The sequence below is a fragment of the Cupriavidus sp. H19C3 genome (genome assembly GCF_049393815.1).
Taxonomy (GTDB): Bacteria; Pseudomonadota; Gammaproteobacteria; order Burkholderiales; family Burkholderiaceae; genus Cupriavidus.
Genome location: NZ_CP184985.1, coordinates 3,982,015 through 3,995,389 on the forward strand (window position 1 = coordinate 3,982,015; position 13,375 = coordinate 3,995,389).

General features: G+C 67.3%; 10 protein-coding genes and 1 tRNA gene. 8 read left to right on the forward strand and 3 right to left on the reverse strand.

What is annotated here, in order from left to right:
- Window positions 1-117: 117 nt before the first annotated feature.
- The gene (trxB, locus tag DFLDMN_RS18395; RefSeq protein WP_423196297.1) at window positions 118-1,065 is read right to left on the reverse strand and encodes a thioredoxin-disulfide reductase; all 948 of its coding nucleotides are present in this window, start codon (window positions 1,063-1,065) and stop codon (window positions 118-120) included.
- Window positions 1,066-1,277: 212 nt separating this feature from the next.
- On the opposite strand from trxB, the gene DFLDMN_RS18400 reads away from it, so the two are divergent.
- From DFLDMN_RS18400 to DFLDMN_RS18415, 4 genes are all read left to right on the forward strand, one after another.
- Window positions 1,278-3,611 (forward strand): DNA translocase FtsK, encoded by a 2,334-nt coding sequence (locus DFLDMN_RS18400; protein ID WP_423196298.1) that lies wholly within the window; start codon window positions 1,278-1,280, stop codon window positions 3,609-3,611.
- A gap of 244 nt (window positions 3,612-3,855) precedes the next feature.
- Entirely contained in the window at window positions 3,856-4,503 is a 648-nt protein-coding gene (gene lolA / locus DFLDMN_RS18405) for an outer membrane lipoprotein chaperone LolA (RefSeq protein ID WP_423198469.1), read from the forward strand.
- A gap of 8 nt (window positions 4,504-4,511) precedes the next feature.
- A complete protein-coding gene (locus DFLDMN_RS18410; RefSeq protein WP_423196299.1) occupies window positions 4,512-4,931 on the forward strand; it encodes a hypothetical protein in 420 nt (139 codons plus the stop codon).
- A gap of 311 nt (window positions 4,932-5,242) precedes the next feature.
- Window positions 5,243-6,256 (forward strand): Fe(3+) ABC transporter substrate-binding protein, encoded by a 1,014-nt coding sequence (locus tag DFLDMN_RS18415; protein WP_423198470.1) that lies wholly within the window; start codon window positions 5,243-5,245, stop codon window positions 6,254-6,256.
- Window positions 6,257-6,266: 10 nt separating this feature from the next.
- Here DFLDMN_RS18415 and DFLDMN_RS18420 read toward each other — a convergent pair whose 3' ends face one another.
- Window positions 6,267-6,935 carry a hypothetical protein gene (locus DFLDMN_RS18420; protein ID WP_423196300.1) on the reverse strand — a complete coding sequence of 223 codons (669 nt, stop codon included), beginning with the start codon at window positions 6,933-6,935 and terminating at the stop codon, window positions 6,267-6,269.
- Between the two features lie 123 nt (window positions 6,936-7,058).
- Window positions 7,059-8,702, reverse strand: coding sequence for an ABC transporter permease (locus tag DFLDMN_RS18425; protein WP_423196301.1), 1,644 nt, complete (start codon window positions 8,700-8,702; stop codon window positions 7,059-7,061).
- 239 nt (window positions 8,703-8,941) lie between these two features.
- On the opposite strand from DFLDMN_RS18425, the gene DFLDMN_RS18430 reads away from it, so the two are divergent.
- The 4 genes from DFLDMN_RS18430 to DFLDMN_RS18445 all read left to right on the forward strand — a co-directional run bounded on the left by DFLDMN_RS18430 (window position 8,942) and on the right by DFLDMN_RS18445 (window position 13,251).
- A complete protein-coding gene (locus tag DFLDMN_RS18430; RefSeq protein WP_423196302.1) occupies window positions 8,942-10,198 on the forward strand; it encodes an ABC transporter ATP-binding protein in 1,257 nt (418 codons plus the stop codon).
- Window positions 10,199-10,242: 44 nt separating this feature from the next.
- The gene (locus tag DFLDMN_RS18435) at window positions 10,243-11,676 is read left to right on the forward strand and encodes a replication-associated recombination protein A (protein ID WP_423196303.1); all 1,434 of its coding nucleotides are present in this window, start codon (window positions 10,243-10,245) and stop codon (window positions 11,674-11,676) included.
- 103 nt (window positions 11,677-11,779) lie between these two features.
- A complete protein-coding gene (gene serS / locus DFLDMN_RS18440) occupies window positions 11,780-13,093 on the forward strand; it encodes a serine--tRNA ligase (protein WP_423196304.1) in 1,314 nt (437 codons plus the stop codon).
- Window positions 13,094-13,161: 68 nt separating this feature from the next.
- Window positions 13,162-13,251: transfer RNA gene (locus tag DFLDMN_RS18445), tRNA-Ser, on the forward strand.
- Window positions 13,252-13,375: the final 124 nt, after the last annotated feature.

The following is a 13,375-nucleotide window of genomic DNA, read 5'->3' on the forward strand; positions in this document are numbered from 1 at the left end:
GCGCGATTATATCGGGCGGCGCCGCCTCCGGCGGCATGCGCGGGCCGGTGGCGAACGCGGCCGGGTCCCGCTTTTGTCGCCGCCCCACGGCGCCAGGGCGCCGGTGCCCGGGGCCAATTACTTCAGCGCTTCCACGTAGCGCTGCGCATCGAGTGCGGCCATGCAGCCCGTCGCCGCGCTGGTGATGGCCTGGCGGTAGATCTGGTCCTGCACGTCGCCGGCCGCGAACACGCCCGGAATGCTGGTTGCCGTGGCATCGCCGGCCAGACCGCTCCTGGTCACGATATAGCCGTTGTTCATGTCGAGCTGGCCAGCGAACAGGTCGGTGTTGGGCTTGTGGCCGATGGCGATGAACACGCCCGCCAGCTTGACCGCGTCCACCTCGCCGGTCTTCACGTTGCGGATGCGCACGCCGGTCACGCCCGAGTCGTCGCCGGTCACCTCGTCGAGCACGCTGTCGAAGCGGATCTCGACGCGGCCTTCCTTGACGCGCTGGAGCAGGCGGTCGCGCAGGATCGGCTCGGCGCGGAAATCGTCGCGGCGATGGATCACGGTCACCTTGCTGGCGATATGGGACAGGTACAGCGCCTCTTCGACGGCGGTGTTGCCGCCGCCGACCACCGCCACTTCCTGGTTCTTGTAGAAGAAGCCGTCGCAGGTGGCGCACGCCGACACGCCGCGGCCCATGAACGATTCCTCCGACGGCAGGCCGAGGTACTGCGCCGAGGCGCCGGTGGCGATGATCAGCGCGTCGCAGGTGTACTCGCCGGCGTCGCCGATCAGGCGGATCGGGCGTTCGGTCAGCCTGGCCGTATGAATGTGATCGAAGATGATTTCGGTATTGAAACGCTCGGCATGCGCCAGAAAGCGCTGCATCAGTTCCGGGCCCTGCACGCCATTGGCGTCGGCCGGCCAGTTCTCGACGTCGGTGGTGGTCATCAGCTGGCCACCCTGGGCCAGGCCGGTCACCAGCACCGGGTTGAGGTTGGCGCGCGCGGCGTACACGGCTGCGGTATATCCCGCGGGGCCGGAGCCGAGAATCAGCACTTTTGCGTGTTTGGACATGATGCGTTCCTGGAATTCGTGTGACGGGCGCGGCCGTCCCGCATCGGTTCCGCAAGGCGGATCGAGGGGCGGCCTGACGCCGGCTTAAATACTCAGCCGCCATTATATGTGGTGCGGCATTTGCTCACTGTTGCAAATTCCAATGGGGGCGATAGGGCTGGCCAAGGGTAGAATGGCCCCCATCGTTCACATCTGGCGACCCCTGTTTCTGCATGGCCCGAGCTACCACGACAACCCGTACCGACCCGTCCGCGCTGCCGTCCCGCATCGGCAAGCTGCTCGGCGAGGTGCGCTGGTTCCTGCTGCTCGCCGTCACGCTGGGCTTCCTGTGCGTGCTCGCGAGCTACAGCAAGGCGGACCCCGGCTGGTCCCACGCCAACCAGGTCGCGGATATCCACAACCTGGGCGGCCGCGTCGGCGCCTGGGTCGCCGACGTCCTGTTCTTCATCTTCGGTTTTTCCGCCTACTGGTGGAGCGTGCTGCTGGTGCGCCGCTGCTGGCGCGGCTGGCGCACGCTGACCGCCGAGCTGCCGGAGCGTGCCACCGAGCCGCATGCCGGCGCCATGGTCAGCTGGATCGGCTTCGGCCTGACGCTGGTCTCCAGCATGGGCCTCGAAGCCATCCGCATGTATCCGCTGCGCGCCGCGCTGCCGCGGGCGCCCGGCGGCGTGCTGGGCGACCTGCTCGGCGGCTGGCTGCAACTGGCGCTCGGGTTCTCGGGCGCCACGCTGCTGCTGCTGACGATGTTCGCGATCGGGCTGTCGCTGTTCTTCCATTTCTCGTGGCTGTCGGTGGCCGAGCATGTCGGCGGCTTTGTCGAGTCGCTGTTCATCGGCTTCAAGGCGCGCCGCGAAAGCAAGCAGGACCGCATCATCGGCGCCGCCGCCAAGGTCGAGCGTACCGAGACGGTCGAGGTCCAGCGCGTGCGCATCGAGGAAGCCACCCCGGTGCAGATCGTGCGTCCGCAGGCGGTGCCCAAGCATGAGCGCGTGGAACGCGAGAAGCAGCAACCGCTGTTTGCCGATATCCAGGACTCCGACCTGCCGCCGCTGTCGCTGCTCGATCCGATTCCCGCCCATCAGGAAACCGTGAGTGCCGAAACGCTCGAGTTCACCTCGCGCCTGATTGAGAAGAAGCTCAAGGACTTCGGGGTCGAGGTCAAGGTCGTGGCCGCTTATCCGGGTCCTGTCATCACGCGCTACGAGATCGAGCCGGCCACGGGCGTCAAGGGCAGCCAGGTAGTCAACCTGGCGCGCGACCTCGCACGCTCGCTGTCGCTGGTGTCGATCCGGGTGGTGGAGACGATTCCCGGCAAGAACTACATGGGGCTGGAACTGCCGAATCCCAAGCGGCAGACCGTGCGCCTGTCGGAAATCCTTGGCTCGCAGGTGTACAACGAGAGCGCCTCGAACCTGACCATGGCGCTCGGCAAGGACATTGCCGGCAAGCCGATGGTGGCCGACCTCGCCAGGATGCCGCACTGCATGGTGGCGGGTACCACCGGCTCCGGCAAGTCGGTCGGCATCAACGCGATGATCCTGTCGCTGCTCTATAAGGCCGGCGCGGAGAGCGTGCGTCTGATCCTGATCGATCCGAAGATGCTCGAAATGAGCGTCTACGAAGGCATTCCGCACCTGCTGTGCCCGGTGGTGACCGATATGCGCCAGGCCGGCAATGCGCTCAACTGGGCGGTCGGCGAGATGGAACGCCGCTACAAGCTCATGAGCAAGCTGGGCGTGCGCAACCTCGCCGGCTACAACAAGAAGATCGAGGAAGCGGCGGCGCGGGAAGAGAAGATCCCGAACCCGTTCAGCCTGACGCCCGACGCGCCCGAGCCGCTCGAGAAGCTGCCGACCATCGTGATCGTGATCGACGAGCTGGCCGACCTGATGATGGTGGTGGGCAAGAAGGTCGAGGAGCTGATCGCGCGCATCGCGCAGAAGGCGCGTGCGGCCGGCCTGCATCTCGTGCTGGCCACGCAGCGTCCTTCGGTGGATGTGATCACGGGCCTGATCAAGGCCAACGTGCCCACGCGTATCGCGTTCCAGGTCAGCAGCAAGATCGACTCGCGCACCATCCTCGACCAGATGGGCGCGGAAACGCTGCTGGGCATGGGCGATATGCTGTACCTTGCGCCCGGCACCGGTCTGCCGGTACGCGTGCACGGCGCCTTTGTCTCGGACGATGAAGTGCACCGCGTGGTCGAGAAGCTCAAGGAGGGCGGCGAGCCCAACTATATCGAGGGCATTCTCGAGGGCGGCCTGGTCGACGGCGACGGGGGCGGCGACAGCCTCGGCGGCGGCGCGGGCATCGCCGGCAGCGGCGGCGGCGAGGCCGATCCGTTGTACGACCAGGCCGTGGAAGTGGTGATCAAGAACCGGCGCGCGTCGATTTCGCTCGTGCAGCGGCATCTGCGCATCGGCTACAACCGCGCGGCGCGCCTGCTTGAGGATATGGAAAAGGCAGGGCTGGTGTCGGCGATGTCCGGCAATGGCAATCGCGACATCCTGGTGCAGGGCGGCGGCGCCGCGCGCGACGAGGAGTAAGCCCGCCGCGCCACCGTCGGCCTGTCGGCCTGTCGGCGGTGGCGCCCGATCACGGGACCACCGTGGTCGGGCCCGACAACCCCGCGGTGTAGCGTCCGGGCCGCCGTCGGCGATTAACGTCCCGTTACCAACGCCGCCCTGCCCGTTACGTCTGTCACGGCCGGCACGGGAATCCCGCGCCGGCGCCAGGCTCTAACCGGACAGCATCAATGGACAAGAAAGGAACATTGTCATGCGTCTTCGCATGTTTCGCGGATTCGGCTCGGCAGTTGCCACTGCCTGTACGGCACTTGCGCTGGTGACGCTGGCCGCGCCGGCTGCCCACGCGGCCGCGACCGACCAGTTGCAGAGCTTCGTGTCCGGCGTCAAGAGCGCGCGCGGGGAGTTCACCCAGCGCCAGGTCAAGGGCAATGGCGATAGCGCAAAGGTCACCGGCACGTCGAGCGGCACCTTTGCCTTTGCGCGCCCCGGCAAGTTCACGTGGCGCTATACCAAGCCCTACGACCAGCTGCTGCAGGCCGACGGGCAGACCCTCTATATCTACGACAAGGACCTCAACCAGGTGACCGAGCGCAGGCTCGACGGTGCGCTGGGGTCGAGTCCGGCCGCCATCCTGTTCGGCAGCAACGACTTCGAGAAGAACTTCAATATCGGCAACGGCCCCACGCGCGATGGCGTGGAATGGCTTGAGCTGACGCCGAAGGCGAAGGACACGCAGTTCGAGCGGATCGGCATCGGCTTCAAGAGCGGCAACCTGGAGGCGATGGAGTTGCGCGATGCGTTCGGCAACACCACACTGCTCACCTTCACCGGCATCCAGAAGAATCCATCGCTGCCGGCCGATACCTTCCGGTTTGTGGTGCCCAAGGGCGCCGATGTCATGAAGCAGTGATGCCCCCTATGCCTAACGCACCTTTGCGGGAAACCCTCCCTCTCAGCCTGACGGTCGCGGCCATCCTTGGCGCGGCCGCGCTGCTATGCGCCTGCGGAACCACCGCCGGCACGCGCCAGTTCGACGTCGATGCCTTCCTGCGCGCCTCGGACACCGCCATGCCGGAGGTGATCGGCAATGCCGATTTCCTCAAGGCAACGCGCGCGCCGGTGGCGCAATGCGCGGCATTGCTGCAGTCGCCGCACAGCGGCGCGCTGGAAGACCTGCCGCCGGCCGGATCCGGCCGCGGTCCGGCCTGGCTGCTGCACCCGGCCGGCACGCCGGACAAGGTCTGGCTGATCGTCGGCGAGGCGGGCGGCGAGCGCAGTTGTCACGGTCCGCTTCCCGCCGACGCGATGAAGGTGCTTGCCGAGCGCGCCAGGAATTGAGCCCGTGGTTGGCACGGCTGGCGACGTGGCCAGGTGGCGACGTGGCCCGTACGCCAGCTTGTCGAAACCGCTTAATACGCATGACAAAAATGTAATTTGACCGCTTAAATGCGAATGATTATCGTCATTGGCCAATAGACTGGCACAGGGAGATGACGATGAGCAGCACGAGGGCGGGTCATGGCGCAAGGCAGGGGTTTGCGCACGCAACAAAGCACGCAACAAAGCACGCAACAAAGCACGCGACAAAGCACGCAACAAGGCTGGCAACAACGGAGGCAGGCGCCTTGCATCGGGGTACCACGCGCCTGATGGCGCTTGCCGGCGCCTGTATGCTGCTGGCCACGCCGCTCGCCGCGCTGGCCCAGGAGAAGGTGCTCAATCTGTACACCGCGCGTCACTATCAGACCGACGAGGCGTTGTACCGCAATTTCACCGAAAAGACCGGCATCAGGATCAACCGGATCGAGGGGCAGGAAGATCCGCTGCTCGAACGGATCCGCAACGAGGGCGCCAACAGTCCCGCGGACGTGTTTATCACCGTCGATATCGGCCGCCTGTGGCGTGCCCAGCAGGCCGGCGTGTTCGCCCCGGTGACGTCGAAGGTGCTGGCGTCCCGCATTCCCGCCAACTATCGTGATCCCAATGGCGAATGGTTCGGCTTCTCCGCGCGCGCACGCGTGATTGTCTTCAACAAGACCACGGTCAAGCCGGGCGACATGACGCGCTACGAGGAGCTTGCCGACCCGAAGTGGAAGGGCCGCGTGTGCACGCGCTCGAGCGGCCATGTCTACAACCTGTCGCTGGTATCGAGCCTGATCGCCCACGATGGCGCGGCACGCACCGAGCAGTGGGCGCGCGGTGTCGCCGCCAACCTGGCGCGCGCGCCGAAGGGCGGCGATACCGACCAGCTCAAGGCCGTCGCCGCGGGCGAATGCGATATCGCGATTGCCAATACCTACTACCTCGCGCGCCTGCTCAAGTCGAGCAAGCCGGAAGACAAGGCGGTGGCCGACAAGCTCGGCGTGGTGTGGCCCAACCAGTCGAGCCAGGGCGTGCACATGAACGTGTCCGGCGGCGGCATGCTCAGGCACGCGCCCAACAAGGAAGCCGCGGTGAAGTTCCTGGAGTACCTTGCCAGCGACGAAGCACAGGCTTACTTCGCCGACGGCAACAACGAGTGGCCGGTGGTGCCGAGCGTAAAGATCTCCAACCCGGCGCTGGAGCAGCTGGGCGAGTTCAAGGCCGACAAGATCAACGTGGCCGAGCTTGGCAAGTACCAGGCCGAGGCGCAGAAGATCGTCGACAAGGCCGGGTACCGCTAGGCACGCGCACTCACAGCAGGAAGCGACGATTGTCGTTAGGTGGGTACTGACTTTCGACCTTGCGGAACTTCAGCTTGGTGCTGCTCGACAGCTTGCGCTTGGCCATGCGCTTCTGCAACTGACGATGGACGGCACGGATATGACCGATGGAATCCTGCGCATAGGGCTTGCCGTCGGTCGCACCGGCCAGGCCACCGCCGGCCGCCAGCGCGGCGTTGTGCTCGGCCGCCGATTTCTGGATCAGTACGTCGAGCACCTGGCGCGCGCGCACGGCCGCCTGCAAGGCGCCATCGCCGGGGTTGTCGCGCGCGCGGATGGCATCCTGCGGCAGGCGGGTATTGCCGGCCACCCGACGCAGCGAGGCGCGCAGCTCGCCGCCGTCGAGCTTGGCTTCCTGCACGATCCAGACCGCATCGTGACGCAGCCACGCTTCCGGATCGACCAGTCGGCGCAGCAGCGCCGGCAGCAACGCCTGGCCGCCAAAGCGGCGCGCGCGGCGAATCGCGTGCAGGCCGATCCGGCGCATATGCGGGTTCTCGTGGTCGACCAGATCCTCGATCAGCCGGTCGGCGTCTTCCTGCGATTCCAGCAGCTCGGCAAACTGTCCAGCGAGCGAAATCTCTTCGACATTGCTCAGCTTGTTCTTCGCGGCCAGCCGGGAAGCCTTGAACAACAACATGCGGTAACGCAGCATAAATACCCTCGAACGGATAAGCCGATAAATACCTGCCTGGAGGCCTCGTGTGAAGACACGGGCCATTGGCGGTTATCGGCAGCGCCGAAGCGAACTTTAGATCGGTATTTACCCTTGTTCCGGGGGCGGCACCGCGCTGCCCCCGCGCTGTCCGCGACCGGCATGCTGGATCGCGCGCGACAGCACGATCACCGGCAGCAATCCCACCAGCACGATCACGAGCGAGGCGGTTGCCGCCTCGGCCAGGCGCTCGTCGGCGGCAAGGTTGTAGGCCTGCACGGCCAGCGTGTCGAAATTGAAGGGCCGCATCACGAACGTCGCCGGCAGTTCCTTCATGACGTCGACAAAGACGATCAGCGCCGCCGTGAGCAGGCTGCCGCGCAGCAGCGGGGCATGCACGTGCCGCAAGGTGGCGGCCGGGCCGTACCCGAGGCTGCGCGCGGCACTGTCCATGGCCGGTGTAATGCGCGCCAGCCCCGCATTGACCGACTGCAGTGCCACGCCAAGAAAACGCACCAGATAGGCATAGACCAGCGCCGTCATGCCGCCCGTCAGCAGCAGGCCCACCGACACGCCGAGCGCTTCGCGCAGCCAGTGCGACAGCGCATTGTCGAGCTGCGTCACCGGTACCAGCACCCCTACCGCGATCACGGAGCCCGGCAAGGCATAGCCCATGCCGCAGAGCCGCGTCAGCACGCGCAGCAGGCGCGCCCGCGGCCCGCCGGCGGCGCCGCGCCCGGCGTAGCCGATGGCAAGCGCCACCAGCACCGCGATCACCGCGCTCGTGCTCGCCAGCACAAAGCTGTTGCGTACCAGCCCGATAAAGCGCGGTCCGAACTGCGCGTCGCCGTCGGCCCACGCCATCCGGCACAGCATCAGCGCCGGCAGCAGAAAACCGAGCGCCACCGGCAGCGCGCACCATGCGCAGGCCAGCCAGCCGCGCCAGCCAGACAGTGGCTTCATGGCCGGGCGCCGCTGGCCCGCGCGGCTGTCGTCGTGCACCCGCGCACGGCCGCGGCTGGCCCGTTCGAGCCACAGGATCGCGATCACGAACAGCAGCATGCACGCGGACAGTTGCGCCGCGGCGAGCTTGTCGCCGAGCGAGAACCACGCACGAAAGATGCCGGTCGAGAAGGTCGGAATGCCGAAGTACGCCACGGTGCCGAAGTCGGCCAGCGTCTCCATCAGCGCGAGCACCGTGCCCGCCAGGATGCCGGGCCGCGCGAGCGGCAGCGACACGTGCCACAGCGTACGCCACGGGCCATGGCCGAGCAGCCGTGCAGCCTCGAGCGTGCTCGCGGTCTGCTGCAGGAATGCGGTACGCGCGGTCAGGTACACGTAGGGGTAGAGCACCAGCGAGAACAGCACGATCGCGCCGCCGGTCGAGCGGATGTCCGGAAACCAGTAGTCGCGCGCGCGCCAGCCGGTCACGTCGCGCAGCCAGCCCTGCACGGGGCCGGCGAACTGCAGCGCATCGGTGTACGCGTAGGCGATCACGTAGGCGGGCATCGCCAGCGGCAGCACCAGCGCCCACGCCATCAGGCCACGCCCCGGAAAGCGGCAGGTCGCGGTCAGCCACGCGGTGGTCACCCCGAGCAGCAGCACGCCCGCCATCACGCCGGCCAGCAGCACGAGCGTGTTGCCGATGTATTCGGCCAGCACGGTATCGACAAGATGCCGCCAGGTGTCCGTGGCCGGCGACAGCACGCTCGCCACGATCACGCCGATCGGCAGCACGATCAGCGCCGCCATCAGGCAGGCGACCACCGTCAGCGGGGGCGGAGAGCGCAGCCACCGCAGCGGTGGCCGCGGTCGCCGAGATTGCAGTGGTTGCGGAGGTGGCGGAGGTGGCGGAGGTTGGGGAGAGGGCAGGCGCGGCATTCGATGGCGGTTGTACGGAGGCACACGTGTCGGAGACGATCGATGCGACGGGATTCGCGCATTCTAGCGTCGCCACTCACTATAATCGCGCCATGCGTGCCGAGGCCTTGATGTCGCTCACTTCTCCAGACCATACTCAGATCGCTGGCGCGACCCCTGCGTTGACACCGTCGCCCACCCGCGGCTCCACCAGCGCGTCCACCAGCGCGTCCACCAGCGCCGCTACCAGCGCGTCTGCCGCCGCCGCGCGCGCGGCCTCGACGGCCGCGCCACCGGTGGTCGAGGTCGACCGCATCGTGCACGGTTTTGGCCCCCACACCGTGATCGACCGGCTGTCGTTCTCGCTCGCGCGCGGCACCATCGCCTGCCTGCTGGGTCCGAGCGGCTGCGGCAAGACCACGGTACTGCGCGCGCTCGCCGGCTTCGAGCCCTTGCGCGCGGGCGAGATCCGCATCGACGGCCGCGTGGTGTCGTCCGCCGGTACCGGCCTGCCGCCCGAGCAACGGCGGATCGGCATGGTGTTCCAGGACTACGCGCTGTTTCCGCACCTCGACGTGGCGGCCAATGTCGCGTTCGGCTTGACGCGGCGCGAGCGGGCGGCCCGCGCCGCGCGCGTGCGCGAGATGCTCGCGCTGGTGGGCCTGCACGACGCGGGCGGCCGCTATCCGCATGAACTCTCGGGTGGCCAGCAGCAGCGCGTGGCGCTGGCGCGCGCGCTCGCGCCACGTCCGGCGCTGCTGCTGCTCGACGAGCCGTTCTCCAATCTCGATGTCGACCTGCGCGAGCGGCTGGGCCAGGAAGTACGCGGCATCCTGCGCGCGCAGGGCACCACCGCCATCCTCGTCACGCACGACCAGTACGAGGCGTTTGCCATGGCCGACGAGATCGGCGTCATGCACCAGGGCACTATTGCCCAGTGGGGCGATGCACATACCCTCTATCATCGTCCGGCCACGCGCTTCGTCGCCGGCTTTATCGGCCAGGGCGTCTGGCTGCCGGGGCGCCGGCGCGGCAGCGATATCGACCTCGCGCTGGGTACGCTGCCGTGCCGCGCCGCCACCCTGGCCGGGAGCGCGACGCTGGCGGACCCCAATGGCGAGGTCGAGGTGCTGATCCGCCCCGACGACCTCGTGCACGACGAAGCGAGCCCCCTGCGCGCGCAGGTCACCGACAAGGCCTTTCGCGGCGCCAACATTCTCTATACGCTGCGCCTGGCCGACGGCAGCCGGGTGCTGGCGCTGGTGCCCTCGCACCATGACGTGCCGGTCGGCGCCACGCTCGGGTTGCGCGTCGAGGCCGACGATGTGGTCGCGTTTCCGGCCCTGGATGCGGCACCGGACCAGCCCTCGCCGGCCCGACCGGCGTGATCGTCTACACTGTCACGTTCATGATTCTGTTGGACTGATTGACCGTGGCGGACTCGCTGTTTTCCGAACCTCCCGACCGTTCCAGGCAACCGCTGGCAGAGCGCTTGCGTCCGCGCACCATCGACGAGGTGATTGGCCAGCAGCACCTGCTTGGCGCGGGCAAGCCGCTGCGCGTGGCGTTCGCGTCCGGCGAGCCGCATTCGATGATCCTGTGGGGCCCGCCCGGCGTGGGCAAGACCACGCTCGCGCGCCTGATGGCGGACGCGTTCGACGCCGAATTCATCGCGCTGTCCGCGGTGCTGTCCGGCGTCAAGGACATCCGCGAGGCGGTCGAGCGCGCCGAGCAGTATCGCGCCCACGGGCGGCGCACGCTGGTGTTCGTCGACGAGGTGCATCGCTTCAACAAGAGCCAGCAGGATGCCTTCCTGCCGCATGTGGAAAGCGGCTTGTTCACCTTTATCGGCGCCACCACCGAGAACCCGTCGTTCGAGGTCAACGGCGCGCTGCTGTCGCGCGCGGCGGTCTATGTGCTCAAGAGCCTCGACGAGCAGGAGCTGGCGCAGCTGGTCCGGCGCGCCAGCGACGAACTGGGCGGCCTCGACTGGGACGACGAGGCGCTGAAGCTGGTGGTGGCGTCCGCCGATGGCGATGGCCGCAAGCTGCTCAACAACGTCGAGATCGTCGCGCGGGCGGCGCGCAATGCCGGCGCGGCGCGCATCGATACCGCGCTGCTCGGCAGCGCGTTGTCCGAGAACCTGCGCCGCTTCGACAAGGGCGGCGACGCGTTCTACGACCAGATCAGCGCGCTGCACAAGTCGGTGCGCGGCTCCGACCCCGATGGCACGCTGTACTGGTTCTGCCGCATGCTCGATGGCGGCGCGGACCCGCGCTATCTGGCCCGCCGCATCGTGCGCATGGCATGGGAGGACATCGGCCTGGCCGATCCGCGCGCGGCACGCATCACGCTCGATGCCGCCGAAACCTACGAACGGCTGGGCTCGCCGGAAGGCGAGCTGGCGCTGGCGCAGGCGCTGCTGTATCTGGCGGTGGCGCCCAAGTCCAACGCGGGCTACAACGCCTACAACGCGGCGCGCGCGTTTGTCGCCAAGGACAGGTCGCGGCCGGTACCCGTGCACCTGCGCAACGCGCCCACGCGGCTGATGAAGGAGCTCGGCTACGGCCACGCCTACCGTTACGCCCACGACGAGCCCGAGGCCTATGCCGCGGGCGAGCACTACCTGCCCGACGACCTGGCCGACCAGGACTGGTACCGGCCGACGCCGCGCGGCCTGGAGGGCAAGATCGGCGACAAGCTGCGCCATCTGCGCGAACTCGACGACGCGTGGCAGCGGGCGCGTGAGAGCCGCGGCAGCAGGGCGACGGGCGGGGCCACGGGCGGGACGAAGGGCGAGAAGCGCGAACGGGACGACAGGGGCGAACAAAGCGACAGGGACGAAAAAGGACGAACAGGCGAATAGGCGGCCCGACGTCCCGCACATTCCGCGACGGCGAGACACGCGGGTGCAGTAAAATGTCGCGTTTTCCGGCATGTCGCCGGATTCAGCACTTCCCGACCGCAACATGCTCGACATCCAGCTGTTCCGCAAAGACATCGACGCCGTGGCGCAACGCCTTGCCACGCGCGGATTTTCCCTCGACGTGGCGGCGTTCCAGGCACTGGAAGCCGAACGCAAGCAACTGCAGACCCAGACCGAGGAACTGCAGGCCCGCCGCAACAGCCTGTCCAAGCAGATTGGCATGCTCAAGGGCAAGGGCGAGGACGCCTCGGCCGTGATGGCGGAAGTGGGCGGCATCGGCGACCAGCTGACCGCCTCGGCCGCCCGCCTGAACGACATCCAGGCCCAGATGCAGGACACCATGATGTCGATCCCTAACCTGCCGCACGAGAGCGTGCCGGTGGGCAAGGACGAGACCGGGAACGTGGAAGTCCGCCGCGTCGGCACGCCGCGCGCCTTCGACTTCGACGTGCGCGATCACGTGGATATCGGCGCCAGGCTCGGCCTCGACTTCGAGACCGCCAGCAAGGTCACCGGCGCGCGCTTCTCGATGCTGCGTGGCGGCATGGCGCGCCTGCACCGTGCGCTGGTGCAGCTGATGCTCGATACCCATACCCTCGAGCATGGCTATACCGAGATGTACGTGCCGTATATCGTCAACGCGGCGTCGATGCGCGGGACCGGCCAGCTGCCCAAGTTCGAGGAAGACCTGTTCAAGGTGCCGCGCCGCATGGGCGGAGAGGGCGAGGACGGCCAGGGCCGCACCGAGAACTTCTACCTGATCCCGACCGCCGAGGTGCCGCTCACGAATATCGTGCGCGACGAGATCGTCGCCGCCGATGCGCTGCCGTTGCGCTTTGTCGCCCATACGCCGTGCTTCCGCTCGGAAGCGGGCGCCTATGGCAAGGACACGCGCGGCATGATCCGCCAGCACCAGTTCGACAAGGTCGAGCTCGTGCAGGTGGTGCCGGCCGAGCAGTCGATGGAGGCGCTGGAGCAACTGACCGGCCATGCCGAAGCCATCCTGAAGAAGCTCGACCTGCCGTTCCGCACCATCGTGCTGTGCACGGGCGACATGGGGTTTGGCAGCACCAAGACCTACGACCTCGAAGTCTGGATCCCGGCCCAGAACACCTATCGCGAAATCAGCTCGTGCTCCAACATGGGCGATTTCCAGGCGCGCCGCATGGGCGCGCGCTACCGCACCGGGCAGGGCAAGCCCGAGCTGCTCCATACGCTGAACGGCTCCGGCCTGGCGGTCGGCCGCACGCTGGTCGCAATCCTCGAGAACTACCAGAACGCCGACGGTTCGGTCACGGTACCGGCCGCGTTGCAGCCGTACATGGGCGGTGTGGCGCGGCTCGAACCGGAAGCGTAACGAGTGCTTGCATTCCTCGCGGCGATATCGCTATAATCTTGGTTTCGCCGCGAGCGACCAAGTTACCTGGAGAGGTGGCAGAGTGGTCGAATGTACCTGACTCGAAATCAGGCGTACCGGCGACGGTACCGTGGGTTCGAATCCCACCCTCTCCGCCAATACAAAAAGCTGCCTTCGGGTAGATAACAAGAAGTTGCAGTACCACTGAAAAGCCGACGCCTACGAAAGTAGCCGTCGGTTTTGTTTTTTTGTGGCTGATTTCTGGTGCCTGTTTTTCTGCGC

Excerpts from the sequence above, each read along its gene's own strand:
- trxB (WP_423196297.1), bottom strand. The coding sequence starts at position 1,065 with ATGTCCAAACACGCAAAAGTGCTGATTCTCGGCTCCGGCCCCGCGGGA.
- DFLDMN_RS18400 (WP_423196298.1), top strand. The coding sequence starts at position 1,278 with ATGGCCCGAGCTACCACGACAACCCGTACCGACCCGTCCGCGCTGCCG.
- lolA (WP_423198469.1), top strand. The coding sequence starts at position 3,856 with ATGTTTCGCGGATTCGGCTCGGCAGTTGCCACTGCCTGTACGGCACTT.
- DFLDMN_RS18410 (WP_423196299.1), top strand. The coding sequence starts at position 4,512 with ATGCCTAACGCACCTTTGCGGGAAACCCTCCCTCTCAGCCTGACGGTC.
- DFLDMN_RS18415 (WP_423198470.1), top strand. The coding sequence starts at position 5,243 with ATGGCGCTTGCCGGCGCCTGTATGCTGCTGGCCACGCCGCTCGCCGCG.
- DFLDMN_RS18420 (WP_423196300.1), bottom strand. The coding sequence starts at position 6,935 with ATGTTGTTGTTCAAGGCTTCCCGGCTGGCCGCGAAGAACAAGCTGAGC.
- DFLDMN_RS18425 (WP_423196301.1), bottom strand. The coding sequence starts at position 8,702 with ATGGCGGCGCTGATCGTGCTGCCGATCGGCGTGATCGTGGCGAGCGTG.
- DFLDMN_RS18430 (WP_423196302.1), top strand. The coding sequence starts at position 8,942 with ATGTCGCTCACTTCTCCAGACCATACTCAGATCGCTGGCGCGACCCCT.
- serS (WP_423196304.1), top strand. The coding sequence starts at position 11,780 with ATGCTCGACATCCAGCTGTTCCGCAAAGACATCGACGCCGTGGCGCAA.